Origin of the sequence: Sphingobacterium sp. DR205, from assembly GCF_011064245.1 — a bacterium.
GTDB lineage: Bacteria > Bacteroidota > Bacteroidia > Sphingobacteriales > Sphingobacteriaceae > Sphingobacterium > Sphingobacterium athyrii.
Map to the genome: position 1 here is coordinate 1,032,343 of NZ_CP049333.1, position 18,446 is coordinate 1,050,788.

The window sequence follows — 18,446 nt, forward strand, 5'->3', positions numbered from 1 at the left end:
CTAACCGATTTTTTGATAAATGTTGTGTTTTTTATTTACAACCTTGAATTTTGCTGCATTTTTATAGTTAATTAATGATTCTTTTGAACCTAGACATAAAAAGCCAAGGTGGCAAAGTGAATTATAAAATAAATCCAATACCATTTCCTGGAGGTTTGTGTCAAAATAAATCAATACATTACGGCATGTGATCAATTGAAATTCATTAAATTCTCGATCGGACACCAAGCTATGCTGCGAAAAAAGCACATTTTTTTTTAGGCTATTATTTATCGTGGCCGCATTGTACATAGCTGTATAATATTCGGATAAAGAACTTTTGGGATCCGTTTTAATAAAGTTTTCAGAATATTCCTTCACTTTTGCCAACGAATAAATGCCTCGTTTGGCTTTCTCCAACACTTTATTATTAATATCAGTTCCATAGATAAAGGAACGTTGATAAAGCGCTGCTTCTTGTAGTAAAATGGCCAAAGAGTAGACTTCTTCACCCGTGGAACAACCGGCACTCCACAGCTTAATATGGGGGTAAGTGGCCAGATAAGGAAATACATCGTTTTTTAATGCTTTGTAAAATTCCGGATCTCTGAACATTTCAGTCACATTGACTGTAATTTCCTGTAAAAAATGAGTGTTAAATCCTGGCTGGTTAATTAGTTTGGATTTTAATTCGACCAGGTCCAGTTTGTTTAGCTCCATAATTCTGGTGACACGCCGCTTGAGGGATGCTCTCGTATATCCGGACACATCATAACCGTGAAGATTTTTGACAATATCAATAATTTCCTCCAACTCTTCAAAAGTGATCATTACCGCTACTTTAGTAGTTAACTCAACCATACACGCATTAAGGATATTAATTTATCCACATCAACGGGTTTGCTAATATAATCGTTTGCTCCTACAGCAATTGTCTTTTCTCGGTCACCTTTCATTGCCTTTGCTGTCACGGCGATAATAGGGAGATTTGAAAATTTCTTGTTTGACCTTATTTTTTCGATCGCTTCATATCCGTCCATGACAGGCATCATAATGTCCATTAAAACAAGATCAATATCCTCGTTGCGTGCTAGAATATCCAGTGCTTCCTGACCATTATTTGCAATCTCGATTTTCATGTCATAGCTTTCGAAAGCTGTACTTAGTGCAAAAATATTGCGCATATCATCGTCTGCCAGCAAGATGGTCTTAGCAGCCAAATTATTTTCCACGAGCACCGAAGCACTATTGTTAAATGCGAGGTATTCCGTTTTGCTGCTCCGGATTTTATTTAAGAATAAATTGACTTCATCGATCAATCTATTATTGGATTTGGCTGATTTTAACACCATGGCTTGACTATGGTGCAAGATCTCGGATGTTTGTTCAGGACTTAGCTCCATAGCAGTGTTGATAATAATCGGTAAATCTTTAAACTGGCTGTTTGATTTGATCTCATTGAGCAGTTCAATACCAGATTTATCCGGTAAATTTAGATCCATAATGATGCAGTCAAATACTTTTTCCTGGTCCAGCAGATCGAGCGCCTGTTGCGCGTTGAAGGCCTGAAATATCTGAATATTTTGTTCTTCGAGAGATTGCTTGATAAAATCACTTTGAATTTCCTGATCTTCCACCAATAGAATTTTCTGAATAGGATGGCTTGTTGACGCTTTAATTTTTAGAAAAGTCTCCGCTAGTGATTTTTCAGAAACTGGTTTGGACATAAATCCGATAGCGCCCGCAGATATCGGTTCATCATGCAGGAAAGTTCCCGCTGACATCATGTGTACAGGGATATTCTTCGTTGAATCTGTTTTTTTGAGATTACGTAGCACTTCCCAACCGTCCATTTTTGGCAGCATGATATCTAGTATGATGGCAGCAGGGATTAAGTTCTGCGCTTTATGAAGGCCATCTTGTCCGTCATAGCTGATATAGGCGTCATAACCATTTTGGATCGCATAATCTTTTAGTATATCTGCAAAAATAAAGTCGTCTTCGATGATCAGTAATTTATTGTTTCTGTTACTATTTTCAATAGGACGATTTTTTTCGAGGGTTATATTTTCTAATTGTGGATAGGATGGTACGCTATTTTGTTCAATAACCGGTATTTCCGGAATGTTTTCAATTGCAGCTTCTTTCTCCAGTGGTACACTGAAAATAAAGGTACTGCCATCACCAACTTTGCTGTTTAGGGTGATTCTTCCCTTCAATAGACTTGCAATCTCACGACATATGGACAGGCCTAGTCCTGTGCCACCATATTTGCGGCTTGTGGATCCGTCCTCCTGTTTAAATGCATCAAAGATGAGCTCTTGCTTTTCCGGAGCGATACCGATACCATTATCCTTAACCGTAAAATAGATGTTCTCATTTTCTATATTGATCTTGAGTGATACTGTGCCGTTTTCACCCGTAAATTTAAACGCATTCGACAACAAATTTTTTAGCACCTGTTGTATGCGATGTTCATCACCAATAAATTCTTGTGGTGTATCGCTATCAATTTCAACGTTAAATTTGATCATCTTGGATTCTGCGGTATCATGGAAGAAATCTTTTATGTAATTGACCAGATCGCTTGTATTGATACGTTCCTTTTGGACTTCCACTTTTCCAGATTCTATTTTTGCTAAATCCAATAACTCATTGATCAAGTGGAGTAAATCCGTACCTGCACTGTGGATCACTGAAGCATATTTTATCTGATCGTCATTCAGATTTTTCTTTTTGTTGTCCTGCAGCAATTTGGCAAGTATAAGAATACTATTCAGCGGAGTCCGTAGCTCATGACTCATATTCGCCATGAATTCGGATTTGTACTTACTTGATAATTCGACTTCTTCAATTTTTTGTGCAATGGCCTGTCTTGCTTTTTCCAGATCTTCATTTTGGGTGAAGAGTAATTTCGCCTTCTCATCGAGCTCATTGTTTGTTTGGATAAGTTCTTCCTGTTGTACACGGAGCTCTTCTTCGGAAGCTTCCAGTAAATGAGTCTTATGGACCAATTCCTCGTTTGTGGTTCTTAATTCTTCCTGTTGAGCTTCAAGTTCTTCCGTTTGCTGTTGAAGTTCTTCATAGAGATCGGCAAGTTTGCCATGGGTCTGCGCAACTTTGAGGATAATCGCGATGTTGCCTTTTACTTTATCAAGGAAATTGAATCGTAACCGTTCCGCTTTTTCCGATACGATCGGGCAACAGATTTCCATCAGACCAACACAGTGATTTTCATAGGTGAATGGAATAATGTAGATTTCTGTTTCTATTCTATTGGATAAAGAAGTTTCTAAAACGAGATGATTATGGTCGATATCCTTGATTTTAACTACGTTATGTTTGTTTGTTACTTCCCCCAGAATACCGTCATCTTCTTTAAAACTTTTTTTAATCTCCTGTTTCGCGGCGATTCCTATTTTATGACATAATTGATATTCCCGGTAATTATCATCAAAAATATAGACTGTCCCTCCCAGAGCTTTCGTTGTACTGGTAATCGCATTTAGGCTGATCTCGGCTATTTTTTTATCATTGTAATCGCCCCTTAGCTGTTCATCTATATGGTTGATAGCATTCAAGATCCAGTTATCATTATTGGTTTGATCCTGTAAATGCTGAAGACGACTATTGGATTCTCTTTGTCCTTTGACAGTGGCTCTCAAAACTTTTGAAATACCGGAAAATTTTGCTAGAATATAGAAAAAACCGCTTAAACCGATTGCAATGAAAAGATAGGTAATGTTCTGCGCCAATTGAAGATTGTTTCTAGATTTTTCCAGCCGACTTGCCCTTTGATCAAGCAGATCTCCGGATAGTATATCTATCTGATTTAAGATCGCTGTTTTCTGTTCATGGATATAGGCTGGCAGCGAACCATTGTTCAGTTTGGCATAGGTTATATCTTTTTCGAAATCATAGAAAAGTGCAATTTCTTTACGAAGTGTTTCAATGGCTAATGGGGAGACTGGATAGAGTTCATCTGCTCGAACAATAGATCGCAATAATTCATCTATGTGCTTTCGTTCGTTTCGATAAGGAATAAATAAGTCCGGATCTTCCTTTATGAAGTAATGAAGTTTAACATCGTTCACTTCATCAATGTTTGATCGGACTTCATTGATCACATTAAATTTATTTTCAGCGATCCGGACAATATTACGCTCATTATCGACGATATGATGCAGAGAAATAAAAAAGTATAGGGCGGAAATAAAGATAAGCGAAAAAGAAATTATCACTCCTATGGTAATTTGCTTTCTATAGTTTTTTTGCTCCATGCGAGAATGAGTTTAATGAATTTTGATCGCCCAACTATCGTTCATTTTTCTGTCGGTAGTTTCCTGATGTTACCTGGGGAAAAAAAGATATATGTAAAATAACAAAAAAACTTGCTATTCCTAAAATAGTCAAAAAAGCAAATAAATACAGGGAATAAAAAGTCCTAATAAAACAAAACCCTGATGATGGGCACCAGGGTTTGTTACTAACCAATTATAAACCTAAATTATGAAAAGACTTTTTAAGGGCGGCTAAACTTAATTAGTTGCCGTATTTTTTGCCATGAAAAACTAAATTGATTGTTTTTTTAATCTTATGCTGCTTTAAACAAAATTGTTTGTTTGAACAGTACTGTTAGTGTTTTCATAGCCAGATAACCTTTAATTATCTTCTACAAAGATACGCTAAATATCAGGTTCCATCCAAATGTTTTTTATAATAAGTTGCTGATACAACTATGTTGTGACATATAAATGATATTTTGGCTTATTTGAATAATTTTATGGCATAAACTGAGAAAACAAGGGGCGGTGGAGGGGAATCGTATATTTAGCGGAAATGCTTTATTTTTACAAAAATATATTTCAATGGTATTGACTGAATTTAAAACAATAAAAGGATTTGTATTGGATGTGGATGGGGTATTGACAGATGGAACTGTACAGGTGAATGAAGCTGGAGAGCAGCTGCGGACTTTTAATATAAAAGATGGATATGCCATACAATTGGCCATTAAAAAAGGTTATCCGATCTTTATCATCACTGGCGGGGCTTCCATAGGGGTGGAGCGCCGTTTACAGGGATTGGGCGTGAAAGAAATTCACTCGCGTGTCGTAGATAAGCTTTCGAAATTGCAAGCGTTAGCTAAAGATTATCATCTGGGACTTGATCAATTGATGTATATTGGTGATGATATCCCTGATTTTAGTTGCATGCGATCTGTTGGTTTGGCCGTGTCGCCGGCAGATGCCGTGGAAGAGATCAAGAAGATATCACATTATATCTCGGCTTTCAATGGCGGAAAAGGGGTTGTACGGGAACTGATTGAAAAGGTACTTAAAGTGCAGGGAAATTGGTATGAGGACGAAACGATAAAAAGTATTTGACGATGTTAGAAAATTTAAAGAACAAAACAGTTATCCTGGGGTCCCAGTCTCCGAGACGCAAGCAGCTCTTATCGGGATTGGGCATTACCTTTGAAGTAGAGGTGCGGGAGACGGATGAATATGTTGATCCGAGTCTTTCTGCCAGTGAAGCTGTTCGTCAGATTGCACTGCAAAAAGTACAGGCTTTTGCAGATAAAACAGATGGCTTGGTAATCTGTGCTGACACCGTTGTTGTCTCGGCCGTAGGTGAGATTTTAGGTAAACCGAAGAATGCAGCGGAAGCTAAGCAGACTTTGGCAGACCTATCTGGAAATAAACATGTGGTCATTACCGCGGTAGCAATACGTTGGCAGGGTGTCGTGCAATCCTTTGTCGAAACGACAACAGTGCATTTCCACGTATTGGATCGAGAAGAAATTGATTATTATGTTACTCATTTTTCACCGCTTGATAAAGCTGGATCTTACGGTATTCAAGAATGGATCGGTTTAATTGCTATCGAGAAGATCGAAGGTGAATATAATAATGTAGTGGGACTTCCGACGGCGCGATTATATCAAGAATTGAAGAAGTTAACATAAAAAAAGCGGCCAAGCCGCTTTTTTTATGTTAAAATTATTCTATTTTATGAAATATCGAACGCCTGTATAAAACATGCGCCCTGTTAAAGGTCCCCATAACATGGAGGTATCAAAATAGTTTCCGAAAGGTTGGTCCGCCGCAAGGATGGGTGTTTTCTGGAAATAATTGGACAGGTTTTCACCACCGACATATACGGTAAAGTTTTTATCTTTTCCAAAAGTTTTGCTGATCTGTGCGTTCATCGTTGCGTACGTTTTTGATTCGGTCGGCATCTGGTATTCAACTGGATTATCCATGGTTGAAGGGATACGTTTCGGTCCGACCACATTCAAGGTATAATCTAAGCTCCATCCGGAATGATGATTATAGGCTAAATTGACGAAACCACGGTGTTTTGCCAACAATGGTTTTGTTTTTCTTCCACTCTGAAAGTCGGTCTGGACATCCAATAGACGGTAAGCCAATCGTGTTTCAAAATGTGGCGCTGGCATAAACCGAAATTCTGTCTGTAAACTATTTGAGAATGATTTTCCGGTTAAGTTGTAAAAACTGATTTCTCTTGGATTTTCGTAGTCGACCACCACCTGATTGGAAAAGCTGTTATGAAAGAATTCAATGGAGGCGGAGGCTTCCCTTCCAAAGATGCGCATATTTTGGTCTACCGCGATCCCTGTATTCCAAGATACCTCTGGTTGCAAACCATAAGCTTTATTGTAGATATCCTGAGATTGAATGATCAATCTCCTGCTGCTTGCTAACACCGCCGTATTTTCAGCAAAAATATTGGCGGTGCGTTGACCCCTACCTGAACTTGCGCGGAATGTCGTTCCAGCAATAGGAGCATAGCGTACATTCAACCGCGGCGTAGTGAACCAGCCATATAATGAATTATAGTCCTGGCGCAGTCCGACTACCGCATCAAATTTTTCAGATGGACTGAAGGTATATTCTGCAAATGCACCTGAAACGACTTCTTTGCGTTTGAAATTTTGATCGGTTAAATACCATTCATCGTAGTTATCGTAATTGATGGAGGCGCCCACACGGTATTTATGGGCTACGGTACCTATAATATCCTGAAATAATAGGTTGGCATAACCATTTTGCTGTTCGGAGTTGTAATTTTTTAACCCGAAATAACTTTTTTGATTATAGTTGGAACCAGCCAATTGAAGGCCAATGCTTCGGTGTTTGTTTTCGGGAAATACATAGCCTATTTTGGCAAAACCTTCAACCCGTTCAATATCGAAACCAAGTCCATAACGATTCGTCGTGCCCTTATCTGTTTTTTTGTCAAAATCTATTTGCCCGCCAGTACGATCGTCATTTAAATACTTGACACCAAACTGAACCATCAGACCTTTGCCATTCTCATACAACCAACGGTTTACTCCGGAGAAAAGATTGCCAACGGGCACATCCCTAAATCCATTGTGGCTAAAGTTCATGGACTTATTATACATAAAGTTGTCGTGTAATAACACCGATGTAGACCAATGTTGACCTATTTTTTGAGATAGATTTAAATTCACATCGGTACGTCCCATGTTATTTGCATAGGCATTAAAAAATAGTCTTTCAGAATTTTGTGGCTTTTTCAGCTCGACATTGATCTGACCGGCCATACTTTCATAGCCATTAGCCACAGAGCCCACTCCTTTGGCGATTTGAATGGATTCAATCCAGGTACCGGCAATGGAATTAAGTCCTAATGGTGAGGCCAAACCACGTGGTCCAGGCAAGTTTTCTACCGTCAATTGTGTATATATACCACTAAGACCCAGCATTTGAATCTGTTTACTGCCGGTTACCGCGTCTGCACTAATGACATCCACTGAAGCGTTGGTCTCAAAGCTTTCACTTAAATCACAACATGCAGCTTTAAATAATTCTTTTCCTGTGAGAACTTCCAGTCGAGCTGGTGTCATCCGGTCAATGTAATTCGACCGACGTGTTCCTTTGACTTCGACTTCCATGAGTACATTTCCCTTCGCAGTGATCATGACGACCTCATGCAGGTCTTTGATGGTGATTGTATCGGATTTCATCCCGACATAACTGACGACTAATTTGTCAAAACCCTCTTTGTGCTCAAGCTTAAATACACCGTTTTCATTACTTCTGGTATTTTTGGTCGGTAAATTCGCCCAATGTAAATTGGCACCAACGATAGGTTTTAGATCTCCTTTTTCATTTTCTTCGACAACAACACCTGTGACGATATGGGGATGATCATGGTGCCCATCTTCTGTAGAAACCACTTTCTTTTCGGGAACTTTTCCGTTTTCCAGTCTTGGATACATACAGCACTCATGGAGTTTTGCATAGGATTCCTCGCTTGCAATCAAGTTCTCGACATCATGTCCGACCAGTGCAATATTCTTTTTGATGGTTTCCAGTTCAATTTTTTGAGCATTGTATTTAAGATGTAGCAAATTATCGCTTGTATTCCATACGGCGCTTTCAACACCAGGTAGTTTCGCAGCGGTTTCAATCCTCTTTTTGCACATGGCACAGTTGCCAGCTACGGTAAGCGTTCGGCTACTATCGCTTTGCGCCTGCACGAATGCCAGGGCAAACAAGAATAAAAGAGTCGTTGTATATATTTTTTTTAAAATTTGATTCATAGTTTATTTGATAATGTACGGCCTGAAAAAAATCGCGCATAGCATGTAAGGTCGAAGGTAGAATCATCGACAGTTATTTTGATTAAAAATCAAAAAAAAGAAAAGAATCAAATTCTGAAACTCTGATTTAGAATAAATACAGCGGGACTGTACCTTTTTATTACGGTGTTCTGATTAGCACTTAATTTCGATGAATCGTCCTCATCGGTAGGAAATTGATAATAATTATATATCCAATGCAGTGTAACAATTGCCGGAGAGAAACTATTGAAATTAAGGGTTTGTGATAATCTGTTAAAGTCATCGACCTTTTGAGCAGCAATAACGACATCTTTACAACTGCCTTCTTGATGGCAGTGATTTTGCTGCTTTTTATCCGACTTAGCACATAGTGGACAATGAGCCGTTTGATTTTGGCCTAATGAAACACTTTGCGCCTCACCCTGACAAAAATGAAAGTGTAAAGTTGCACCACTTGCCGCAAGCAAATAAAAAAACAAGCCGATAAACAATGCAATTTTCCTCATCGCAACAAAAGTAGAGAAAATTTGTATTTTTTTTTTGTAATATTTTGGATAAATGTTATAACTTGAACATAAGAAATAAAAAACCAAAAATTACCGTTATGATGTGTCTATTATTTATTAACTCCATCAGTTTATATTTATTAGCTGTTTTTTTGATTGTTGGCGCAGTTTTACTATATAAAGGATTCTATCACGTTATTCGTCGTATACAAGAATAATAGTGATGGGGGCTTTGCTAAGTAATTATGGCTTAAACGAGTTGATTTTAGATTGATCATGTATTTTCTTGATAAATAACTGATAAACGAGGTTATCTCTTTCTCAAAATAACCCCGTTTCAGTTGTTATCGGCTTAATAGCGGATCGCTTTTTCCACTTTTTCCAGCTTCTATACGACCTGCGTATTGTTCTTCAAATACACTGTCATTCTTACAGCTGACACGGAAATCATACCAAAAGCTTTGTTTGGAAAGGTCGAATAACACTGTTGTTGACGCTCCGGCCTTGAGTTCGAATTCCTTTCTATCTCCACCATAGCTGATGTCTTCAAGCAAAAGACGATGGCTTTTGCTATCTTGATTTATACAAGTGAAGGAAAGACGACCTGTAAATGACCGCTCATCCCTACTTTTCTCGTAGGTGCAGCGAACTTGAATGTTTGGGCGTTGCGTATCACCTTTAAACATACGATAGAACCCATTAGGACCATGTACGTCAAGTTGAAACATTTCCTTGTCAAATGCATGGATAGACCAGCTGTCCGAGATCTGATCCCCCGGAGATACGGCATAGTTACGGGAGGTGCCGATTTCGCCCTTATAAGACCTGCGATGGTATACCGTAAAAGGTGAACCTGCAGAACGCGCACCGAACATCGTATTAGCCGCTTCAAACGTCAGCTGATACTTTCCTTCAGGTAGGTATTCGCCATGTACATACAGCTCATACGGAAGAGTACAGGAGTCACGAAGTCCTTCTTCTTGCTTTGGAAAATAGGGGGAGAGTGCGGGGTTCTTTTCAATCTGTTCGATCTCCGCAGGTGACAGTGCTTTGAATCCCATTGGGAGTCCTTTAAATTTTGCCTGGTGGATCTCTTTGATAAAAAGCTGACGTTCCAATACCAGCGGTTTTTTGATGATTTCCCCATGGTAAGGCCTAAAGACAGAGGTGAGGTCTCCACAAACTGTACGCCGCCAGCTGCTTATATTGGTTTCCTTGGCTTCTTTATGGACTTTATGGCTAATAAATTTTTCCAAAAACTGTAAACTCGAAGTATGATCAAATACCTGAGAATTTACCCATCCACCCCTTGTCCAGGGCGAAGCAATAATCAAAGGGACACGATATCCCAGACCTATATTGCTTTCTCTCCCACTTTCTGGGTAATATTGTTCGTCACGACGGACAAATTCCAATTTGGGATCTATGCCTGAGGATACTTTACCGCTCTCTGCTTCATAAGGGTTTGGGGCTGAAAAGGGCGCGAAATGATCAAAATAACCATCATTCTCATCATAGGTAAGAATAAAGATTGTCTTTTTCCAGACTTCGGGATTTTGTGTGAGGATATCCATGATTTCACTGACATACCAAGCACCAAACCAAGGCGAATCGGGATGATCTGAGAAAAGTTGTGGCGGTGCAAGCCAGGATACCGTTGGTAGTTTACCTTCAGTGACATCTTTTCTGAACTGATATAACACATCGCCCTTTGGGATCTGCAGTTCCCGTTGCTGATCACCTTCCTGATAGTGCATGGTTTCGAGTTCCATGTAACCGGGCTGCGCACTGTTATTGACGAAAGCACGGCGATGGATATCTTTGGTACGTTCATCAAGCTTTTCGAAATTTTCTGCGCTGTATTGTTGCAGTTCTTCGTTTATATGTGCATGTTCCTTATGCAGCTTTTCAAGCGTATCTTTTGCCGTTGTTGAAGCTATTTTTTTGTCAAGTTCCTCTTTTTTCCTTGTGAGGAGCTCCCTGTATCGGGAACTATATTTGACTTGGTATTGAGGGAAATATTCCATCGGGTTGCAGCCAAAATTCGCCAACCAGCTATTGGCCTCACCACTGTATCCCGCACTGCTTGAGGAAATCTCATTTTGATATATTTTCCAGTCTACACCCAGCGCTGAAAGTCGCTCTGGGAAAGTCTTCCAGTTTGCTTTGCCGCTAAATTCAGAATCGCCATTCCATACCAATGCTTTTCCATTCAGGTTTTCCCGGATATTAGCTGTCCAAAAATAAAGTCTGTTGGGATTTGTACCAGTGATACTGGAACAGAAATGCTGGTCGCAGATGGTAAAAGAATCCGCGAGTGAATAGTAGAATGGGATATCTTCCCGTGTATAATGGCCCATGGTCAGGGGCAGATCTGCAAATTCCTTAAATCCGGAATGTTTGACATCTAGCCATTTATCCATCTTTCCGTTGTTTCGCGCATCGGTCTGGTCGGTCCAATTGTGTGGAAGACAACCCATCCATGTGATTTTTGAATCTTTAATGTCCAGTCGGAAAGGAGCGTATGTTTCCCCGTTTTTTTGTGTCTGTAACCATACTTTGTGATTGTTTGGTTGACGGATGGCTCTCGGGTCATTGAAGCCGCGGACACCCCGTAGCGTACCAAAAGCATGGTCAAAAGACCGGTTTTCCTGCATCAACAGAACCACATGTTCAGCATCATAAAATGTGCTACCTAGAGCCGGATCAATAGCCATAGCCTTTGCGATAGCCGCTGGGAGCACTTGGGAAAGTGATGCTCCCCCGGCAAGCATAGCTGCCTTTTTTAAAAAATCTCTTCTAGTATCCATATGTTAGTTTATTCGGTTAGTCATATAGCGAAATGTTTATTTTTTCAAATATTGGTTTTTACAATCTGATTATAAAATAAATAAGCGTTCAGTGAAAGAATTGTTACCTTCTGCTGAACGCTCGTTTACCTCATTGAAGCGATTTTTACCCTTTTATTGATTTTATAAAGTCAGGGATCTGATCCATATAATCTTTTTCCCCGAGTCTTTTTACAAATGCACTGCCTATAATTGCTCCGGCAGTATGTTGACTTGCTTTCTGAAAAGCTTCTTTGTTTGAAATTCCGAATCCAACGATCAAGGGGTTTTTCAACTGAAGATCATGAATCCGCTTGAAATAAGCATTGGTATCTTCACTTACATCCAGCGTTTTTCCGGTTGTTGCATTGGAGGATAATAAGTAGATAAAACTATTGGATAGACTGTCTATTTTCCGGATGCGCTCTGTTGAGGTCTGCGGTGTAACGATGAAGATATTTGCAATACCGTTTTTTTCAAAAGTATCCTTATAAAGATCCTCGTATTCGTACATCGGTAGATCGGGTATAATAACGCCATTTACACCGACATTTTTGCATTCTTCACAAAATTTTTCTACGCCGAATTGGATCACGGGATTGACATAGCCCATCAGAAAGACTGGAATCTGTACCTGGTTTCGTAGCTCGCGTAATTGATCAAATAATTTTTTGACAGTCATTCCGTTTGCCAGGGCAACTTCCGAACTGTGTTGAATGACAGGTCCGTCCGCGACAGGATCGGAATATGGAAAGCCGATTTCCAGAAAGTCAGCACCGGCTTCTTCCAATTTTTTAGCGATGCGGACAGTACTATCCAACTCCGGATACCCAGCTGTAAAATATATCGATAGAAGGGGTTTGCCTTCTTTTTTTTCAATTGTAGTCATGCTTTAAAAATCAAAGTATTTCATATAGTTATCGAGATCCTTATCGCCGCGCCCTGATAAACAAACCACAACGGTTTCATCACCTTTGAAAGGGATTTTACCCAAATAGGCAAGTGCATGTGAACTTTCGATCGCGGGAATGATACCTTCTAGTCGAGTGAGTTCCAATCCTGCACGCATAGCTTCATCATCTGTTATACTAACGTATTTTCCTCTTCCAGATTTAAACAGCCAAGCGTGTTGTGGGCCGATACCGGGATAATCAAGACCGGCAGAGATTGAATAAGGTTCAGTTACTTGACCGTCATCGGTTTGCATTAATATGGATCGGCTACCATGCAAAACACCCTCTTTTCCTAGGGCTGTAGTGGCTGCAGATTCACCGGAATCAACGCCATGTCCCGCCGCTTCTACGGCATATAACTGTACAGCTTCATCGTCGAGAAAGTGATAGAACATTCCTGCAGCATTGGATCCGCCACCGACACAGGCGAGTACGATATCCGGATTCTCTTTCCCTGTTTTTGTTAACAGCTGCTTTTTCGTTTCCTCGGAGATAATGGATTGAAATCGGGCAACCATATCGGGATAAGGGTGTGGACCTACGACAGAGCCGATAATGTAATGCGTATCGACAGGATTATTGATCCAATCGCGCAAAGCTTCATTTGTCGCATCTTTGAGTGTTTTTGAACCAGATGTTGCGGCAATGACTTCCGCACCCATCATTTTCATTCGCGCAACATTAGGTGCCTGTCTTTGAATGTCAATTTCTCCCATATAGACGGCACATTGTATCCCCTTTAATGCGCAAACAGTAGCTGTAGCTACACCATGTTGTCCAGCACCTGTTTCTGCAATAATGCGTTTTTTTCCGAGACGTTCGGCCAATAGAATCTGTCCGATGGTATTGTTGATCTTATGTGCACCTGTATGATTGAGATCTTCCCGTTTGAGATAAATCGTTGTGCCATATTTTTCAGACAGTCGTTTTGCATGATACAATGGGGAGGGGCGTCCTACATAGTCACTGAGTAGTTGGTTAAATTCCTCCTGAAAACTTTTCTCTTCGATTATCTTGAGATATTCTTCACGTAGCTCTTTTACATTGGGATAGAGCATTTCGGGGATATAGGCACCACCAAATGGACCATAATACCCTTTTTCATTGACTTGATATATACTCATTTCTTAATACTATTTATGCTGTGGGCCAAAAGATCAATATCTTTTAATCCTGGTTCTACTTCAAATTTTGAATTGAGATCCAAGGCATATAACCTGGGATCATTTGCTTGTAAAGCGTCTTTAATATTGTTCGCATTTAATCCGCCACTGAGGAAATAGGGACAATCAAGTTTATACTGATGGAGCAAAGACCAGTCAAATTGTAGACCGGTACCACCGTGGGAATTACTTTTGGTATCAAATAAAAAATAATCAATTACCCCCACATAAGCATCCAATACTGACCAGTCAAAATGCGGGTCTATACCAAAAGCTTTGATCACGGTCACTGGTGTACATTGCTTAAGTTCTGCACAGAATTGAGGACTTTCATTGCCATGCAATTGAACTGCATCTAAGTCGAACTCTTCTATTTTACGATGCACCTCGGTAAGGTTCGCATTGACAAAAACACCAACCTTTATAATACCTTTGAGGCCTTTGATATAGTCTTGATTAGCATCGCCAACAAAACGTTTGGATTTCTCATAAAATATAAAACCGATGTAGTCAACAGCAAGGGCGGTCACTCCAACGATATTGTCGGGGTGCTTCATGCCACAAACTTTTATCTTGATTGCCATCTTATCGCTTTATTATTTTTTTGAAACTTGTGAGCGCCTTTCCTGTCATAAGTGATTCCTCTGCTTCATAGAAACAGTCGCCAAAAGATTTTTCAGGATGAAATGTTTTTATGGCAAATGCCGCATTTGTCAAAACAACATTGTTCTGCACATCTGTGCCCGTGTTGTTCAAGATGGACAAGAAGGTCTGGGCTGCTTCGGCGATGCTGTCACCACCGGCTAATTCCTGTGGAAGAACAGGAGTGAAACCTAACTCCTCCATATTATAATAGTTTTCACCCTGATTGTTGATAACCTTGAAATCTCCGGTCATCGATATCTCGTCATAACCGTCCAGTGCATGGATAATAGAATATTGTTTGTTTGTATTTTGGTATAGATAGCCGTAAAGCCGGGCAAGTTCTAAGCTAAATACACCGACAGATTGAAACCTCGGGTTGGCCGGATTTGTTAATGGTCCCAACATATTAAAGAATGTTTTCACACCCAATGCGCGGCGTATAGGGGCCACTGTTTTCATAGCCGGGTGAAACAGCGGCGCGTGGAGGAAGCAGATATTAGCTTCATCAAGCTGTCGCTGTAACTCGGTTTTGTCATTACTGAATTGATACCCTAAATACTCCATTACGTTGGAGGAGCCGCAGCTCGATGATACACCTATATTGCCATGTTTTGCAACCTGATAACCTGCGCCAGCTGTCACAAAGGAAGCAATGGTAGAAATATTAAACGTATTTTTACCATCACCGCCAGTACCACATAAGTCGATCAAGTCATAGCCATCAAAATCCAGCTTGAGGCACAGATCGTACATGGCATCTCGAAATCCGCCAAGTTCTTCCACCCGAATACTGCGCATACCATAAGCTGTCATAAAAGCGGCGATCTGATGACTATCATATTTACCTTTGGCAATGTTCGTCAAAATCTCGTAAGCTTCTTGCCGCGAAAAGGTCTTGTATTCAAATAAATGGGCTAAAATTTCTTTCATAATATTTTTTTAAATAAAAAAGGGCTTACCTTATTCAGGCAAGCCCATCATATCTTGATGTATATATCAAATAATGCAATAGGTGTTTGCCACAACGTTATTCGTTGTGCCACCACCAAGCCTTATTTAATACAGTTATTATCATTTCCGTTTTTGTTATTACAAATATGGTTGATAGAATTCTAAAATGCAAGTGTTTTTATTGAAAAATTTTTAAGAAAGCAGTCTAAGCTTAAGATGGCTCATAAGTCCAGCCGAGTGAAATCCTGAAATAAGTCAAGTGTATTGTGCTTTTCCATATTGGAATAGGATGATCAACGGCAAACTAAGACGGGGATTTTAAAAAGATAAGATTGCCTGAAAAAACGAAGAGTATAACACATATGAAAGATTAATAGAATACAAAATGTGCTTTATTGTTTCCTTTGGAGACCAAGGTAAAGGAGGCAATTTTTTTGTCCCGAATAACAGCGGCAAAAACAAAACGCTTGAGATACCTCACGAAATATACTTGTTGCGGATCTATTCCTTCCAGATCAATATCGTAGGTTTCTTTCCGGCCAGCTGCTATAAAATTGATATATTCTAATTGACGAATATCTTTGCTTTGTACATTGATTCGGATTTCGTCTATGCTGGCCAAAAGATACTCCTGTTGGTCTTCATCGAGGTTTTTTGCCGTTAATATATCCTGACTTAAAATGATGTCAGTCGCCAGATCGGGATCATTTAGACGATGGACGAATTTTCTTAACACAGCAATATTTTCTGTCGCTGCAGGATTTTCCTGAGCGAACAGAGAAATAGATAGCATACAGCTTATGAACGTTAACAACAATAGATTTAGTTTTATCTTCATAAGCGTAAGACTGAACTTCATGACAATGGATTAATTTTCTGAAAAAAAAACGCCTTTTGACTAAAGGCGTTTTTTATTTGCTAATATTCATCTTCATTGAAGAAGAAATCATCTTTTGTTGGATAATCGGGCCAAATTTCTTCAATATTTTCATATGGCTCACCATCATCCTCAAGAGATTGTAAGTTTTCAATCACCTCAACTGGTGCACCCGAACGAATAGCGTAATCGATTAATTCATCTTTTGTTGCTGGCCACGGTGCATCTTCTAGATGCGAAGCTAATTCTAATGTCCAATACATATAAAAACAATTTAAGTTCTCTATTTTCGCAAAACTATCATTTAATTTAACTTAAACAAGTAAATCAACTGTTATTTTTGTGTCAATAATATAAGTGTTTGATTTATAATGAAATAATATTTTTAAATATTCTCAAAGTCGCTCCCTTTTTCATTTAAGGCACTTAGCCGTGGTGACACGGACTTAATGTCAGCGTTGGGGTAATCGTTTTCAATTAGACCATCGCGCATGCGTACAATGCGATGAGCATGTAGCGCAATATCTTCTTCGTGAGTGACTAGAATAATGGTATTTCCTTTGGAATGAATCTCCTCGAGCAAACCCATGATTTCAATGGATGTCTTTGTATCAAGATTTCCCGTTGGTTCATCGGCTAATATAATCGAGGGATCATTAATCAGGGCCCGGGCTACAGCCACCCGCTGACGTTGTCCCCCTGAAAGCTCATTGGGTCTGTGGTCCATACGGTGTCCTAGTCCAACACTTTCCAATGCGCCCGTAGCTTTTTCTTCACGCTTGGCTTTATTGTATCCTGCATAGATTAAAGGGAGTGCCACATTCTCCAATGCAGTGCTTTTAGGAAGGAGATTAAATGTTTGAAATACAAAGCCGATCTCCTTATTTCTTACTTCAGCTAACTCGTCTTCCGACATGTCACTTACATTAATCCCATTCAGGATATATTCACCTCTACTGGGGGTATCCAAGCAACCCAGGATATTCATTAACGTGGATTTTCCGGATCCTGAAGGCCCCATAAGTGCTACAAATTCTCCTTTATGAATATTGAGCGTTACTGAGCTGAGTGCATGGATTGTCTCTGAGCCTATTTGGTATTCACGAGCAATATCCTTGATTTCGATTAATATCTTTCCTGACATATTTTTTGGACGTTCTCTGGTTGATGAAAATACGATTTATTCTTCATAATCCAATAGGAATGCATTTTGTCATAAACAATTTTCTCCAAGTCTGCGGCATTGTTGTCGTCAAAGTCTTTTGTTTCAATAGGTGAAAAAACATGGACCCTGACAATCCCCGGATGGGATCCCCTTTTGGCGCCATCATCAAAAAAGATATCCCAGGCGTTTTCAATGATAATGGGGACTACTGGCACATCGTTTTGTGCCGCAATACGAAAGGCCCCAGACTTAAACGCATGTATCTGAGGAGGAAATCCGTCATCTATTTTTCCTTCCGGAAAAATGACGACACTGCGGCCATTTTGGACAAGTTCGTTGGCACGTTGAAATGCCTTAAATGAAGATACTTTACTCCTCCGTGTGACAGGAATGTCTATGGTTTTGAAAAAAATACGGGTTACGGGATTTTTAAGAAGAGAGGCCTTCCCGATAAATGAAAACGGGACAGGACATAGGTAGGTTAGCGCTGTGATATCAAGCACTGAGGTATGGTTGGGACAAAGTACCATCGGTCTGTTCCAGTCCATTTTTGATTCATAGGTGACTTTAAAAAATACACCTGCCAATGCTGATCCCCCTATGGATACCCAACGTCGCATACGCGCAATCCGAGCATAGTTCTTTTTTGGATCCCGGGCCAAGAAATAGATATAGGGGAATAATACGATGAAAACAAGTAGAACGCTAATAAAATACCAGTAACGATGGAGTTTTTTGAGCAATAGAACCATACAATTCAAC

15 protein-coding genes are annotated in these 18,446 nt (G+C 39.7%); 2 read left to right on the forward strand and 13 right to left on the reverse strand.

Features of this window, described 5'->3' with window-relative positions:
• Window positions 1–840 (reverse strand): protein-glutamate O-methyltransferase CheR, encoded by an 840-nt coding sequence (locus tag G6053_RS04285; RefSeq protein WP_241254921.1) that lies wholly within the window; start codon window positions 838–840, stop codon window positions 1–3.
• Window positions 828–4,259: a response regulator gene (locus G6053_RS04290; RefSeq protein WP_165305650.1), complete on the reverse strand. Its 3,432-nt coding sequence runs from the start codon at window positions 4,257–4,259 to the stop codon at window positions 828–830. The genes G6053_RS04285 and G6053_RS04290 overlap by 13 nt, the downstream gene beginning before the upstream one ends.
• A gap of 588 nt (window positions 4,260–4,847) precedes the next feature.
• Between G6053_RS04290 and G6053_RS04295 the strand changes: the two genes are divergently transcribed.
• Together G6053_RS04295 and G6053_RS04300 are read left to right on the forward strand one after the other, a co-directional pair.
• The gene (locus tag G6053_RS04295; protein WP_108636107.1) at window positions 4,848–5,366 is read left to right on the forward strand and encodes an HAD-IIIA family hydrolase; all 519 of its coding nucleotides are present in this window, start codon (window positions 4,848–4,850) and stop codon (window positions 5,364–5,366) included.
• Window positions 5,367–5,368: 2 nt separating this feature from the next.
• Window positions 5,369–5,947, forward strand: coding sequence for a Maf family protein (locus G6053_RS04300; protein WP_108635938.1), 579 nt, complete (start codon window positions 5,369–5,371; stop codon window positions 5,945–5,947).
• Between the two features lie 39 nt (window positions 5,948–5,986).
• Here G6053_RS04300 and G6053_RS04305 read toward each other — a convergent pair whose 3' ends face one another.
• From G6053_RS04305 to G6053_RS04355, 11 genes are all read right to left on the reverse strand, one after another.
• Entirely contained in the window at window positions 5,987–8,575 is a 2,589-nt protein-coding gene (locus G6053_RS04305) for a TonB-dependent receptor (protein ID WP_241254922.1), read from the reverse strand.
• A 107-nt stretch (window positions 8,576–8,682) separates the two neighbouring features.
• Complete coding sequence (locus G6053_RS04310; RefSeq protein ID WP_165305651.1) at window positions 8,683–9,102, reverse strand: hypothetical protein; 420 nt, start codon at window positions 9,100–9,102, stop codon at window positions 8,683–8,685.
• A 344-nt stretch (window positions 9,103–9,446) separates the two neighbouring features.
• Window positions 9,447–11,912 (reverse strand): phospholipase C, phosphocholine-specific, encoded by a 2,466-nt coding sequence (locus G6053_RS04315; protein WP_165305652.1) that lies wholly within the window; start codon window positions 11,910–11,912, stop codon window positions 9,447–9,449.
• Window positions 11,913–12,057: 145 nt separating this feature from the next.
• A complete protein-coding gene (gene trpA, locus G6053_RS04320) occupies window positions 12,058–12,819 on the reverse strand; it encodes a tryptophan synthase subunit alpha (RefSeq protein WP_108635930.1) in 762 nt (253 codons plus the stop codon).
• A gap of 3 nt (window positions 12,820–12,822) precedes the next feature.
• The gene (gene trpB / locus G6053_RS04325; RefSeq protein ID WP_108635929.1) at window positions 12,823–14,007 is read right to left on the reverse strand and encodes a tryptophan synthase subunit beta; all 1,185 of its coding nucleotides are present in this window, start codon (window positions 14,005–14,007) and stop codon (window positions 12,823–12,825) included.
• A complete protein-coding gene (locus tag G6053_RS04330) occupies window positions 14,004–14,630 on the reverse strand; it encodes a phosphoribosylanthranilate isomerase (RefSeq protein ID WP_165305653.1) in 627 nt (208 codons plus the stop codon). The genes trpB and G6053_RS04330 overlap by 4 nt, the downstream gene beginning before the upstream one ends.
• 1 nt (window position 14,631) lies before the next feature.
• Entirely contained in the window at window positions 14,632–15,621 is a 990-nt protein-coding gene (gene trpD / locus G6053_RS04335; protein ID WP_108635927.1) for an anthranilate phosphoribosyltransferase, read from the reverse strand.
• Window positions 15,622–16,012: 391 nt separating this feature from the next.
• Window positions 16,013–16,480: a hypothetical protein gene (locus tag G6053_RS04340; protein ID WP_146191115.1), complete on the reverse strand. Its 468-nt coding sequence runs from the start codon at window positions 16,478–16,480 to the stop codon at window positions 16,013–16,015.
• A gap of 80 nt (window positions 16,481–16,560) precedes the next feature.
• Entirely contained in the window at window positions 16,561–16,782 is a 222-nt protein-coding gene (locus G6053_RS04345) for a DUF2795 domain-containing protein (RefSeq protein ID WP_028072584.1), read from the reverse strand.
• A 122-nt stretch (window positions 16,783–16,904) separates the two neighbouring features.
• Window positions 16,905–17,663: an ABC transporter ATP-binding protein gene (locus G6053_RS04350; protein ID WP_108635925.1), complete on the reverse strand. Its 759-nt coding sequence runs from the start codon at window positions 17,661–17,663 to the stop codon at window positions 16,905–16,907.
• On the reverse strand, window positions 17,645–18,436 hold the full coding sequence (locus G6053_RS04355) for a lysophospholipid acyltransferase family protein (RefSeq protein ID WP_108635924.1): 792 nt from the start codon (window positions 18,434–18,436) through the stop codon (window positions 17,645–17,647). The genes G6053_RS04350 and G6053_RS04355 overlap by 19 nt, the downstream gene beginning before the upstream one ends.
• Window positions 18,437–18,446 lie beyond the last annotated feature (10 nt).

Excerpts from the sequence above, each read along its gene's own strand:
- G6053_RS04285 (WP_241254921.1), bottom strand. The coding sequence starts at position 840 with ATGGTTGAGTTAACTACTAAAGTAGCGGTAATGATCACTTTTGAAGAG.
- G6053_RS04290 (WP_165305650.1), bottom strand. The coding sequence starts at position 4,259 with ATGGAGCAAAAAAACTATAGAAAGCAAATTACCATAGGAGTGATAATT.
- G6053_RS04295 (WP_108636107.1), top strand. The coding sequence starts at position 4,848 with ATGGTATTGACTGAATTTAAAACAATAAAAGGATTTGTATTGGATGTG.
- G6053_RS04300 (WP_108635938.1), top strand. The coding sequence starts at position 5,369 with ATGTTAGAAAATTTAAAGAACAAAACAGTTATCCTGGGGTCCCAGTCT.
- G6053_RS04305 (WP_241254922.1), bottom strand. The coding sequence starts at position 8,575 with ATGAATCAAATTTTAAAAAAAATATATACAACGACTCTTTTATTCTTG.
- G6053_RS04310 (WP_165305651.1), bottom strand. The coding sequence starts at position 9,102 with ATGAGGAAAATTGCATTGTTTATCGGCTTGTTTTTTTATTTGCTTGCG.
- G6053_RS04315 (WP_165305652.1), bottom strand. The coding sequence starts at position 11,912 with ATGGATACTAGAAGAGATTTTTTAAAAAAGGCAGCTATGCTTGCCGGG.
- trpA (WP_108635930.1), bottom strand. The coding sequence starts at position 12,819 with ATGACTACAATTGAAAAAAAAGAAGGCAAACCCCTTCTATCGATATAT.
- trpB (WP_108635929.1), bottom strand. The coding sequence starts at position 14,007 with ATGAGTATATATCAAGTCAATGAAAAAGGGTATTATGGTCCATTTGGT.
- G6053_RS04330 (WP_165305653.1), bottom strand. The coding sequence starts at position 14,630 with ATGGCAATCAAGATAAAAGTTTGTGGCATGAAGCACCCCGACAATATC.
- trpD (WP_108635927.1), bottom strand. The coding sequence starts at position 15,621 with ATGAAAGAAATTTTAGCCCATTTATTTGAATACAAGACCTTTTCGCGG.
- G6053_RS04340 (WP_146191115.1), bottom strand. The coding sequence starts at position 16,480 with ATGAAGATAAAACTAAATCTATTGTTGTTAACGTTCATAAGCTGTATG.
- G6053_RS04345 (WP_028072584.1), bottom strand. The coding sequence starts at position 16,782 with ATGTATTGGACATTAGAATTAGCTTCGCATCTAGAAGATGCACCGTGG.
- G6053_RS04350 (WP_108635925.1), bottom strand. The coding sequence starts at position 17,663 with ATGTCAGGAAAGATATTAATCGAAATCAAGGATATTGCTCGTGAATAC.
- G6053_RS04355 (WP_108635924.1), bottom strand. The coding sequence starts at position 18,436 with ATGGTTCTATTGCTCAAAAAACTCCATCGTTACTGGTATTTTATTAGC.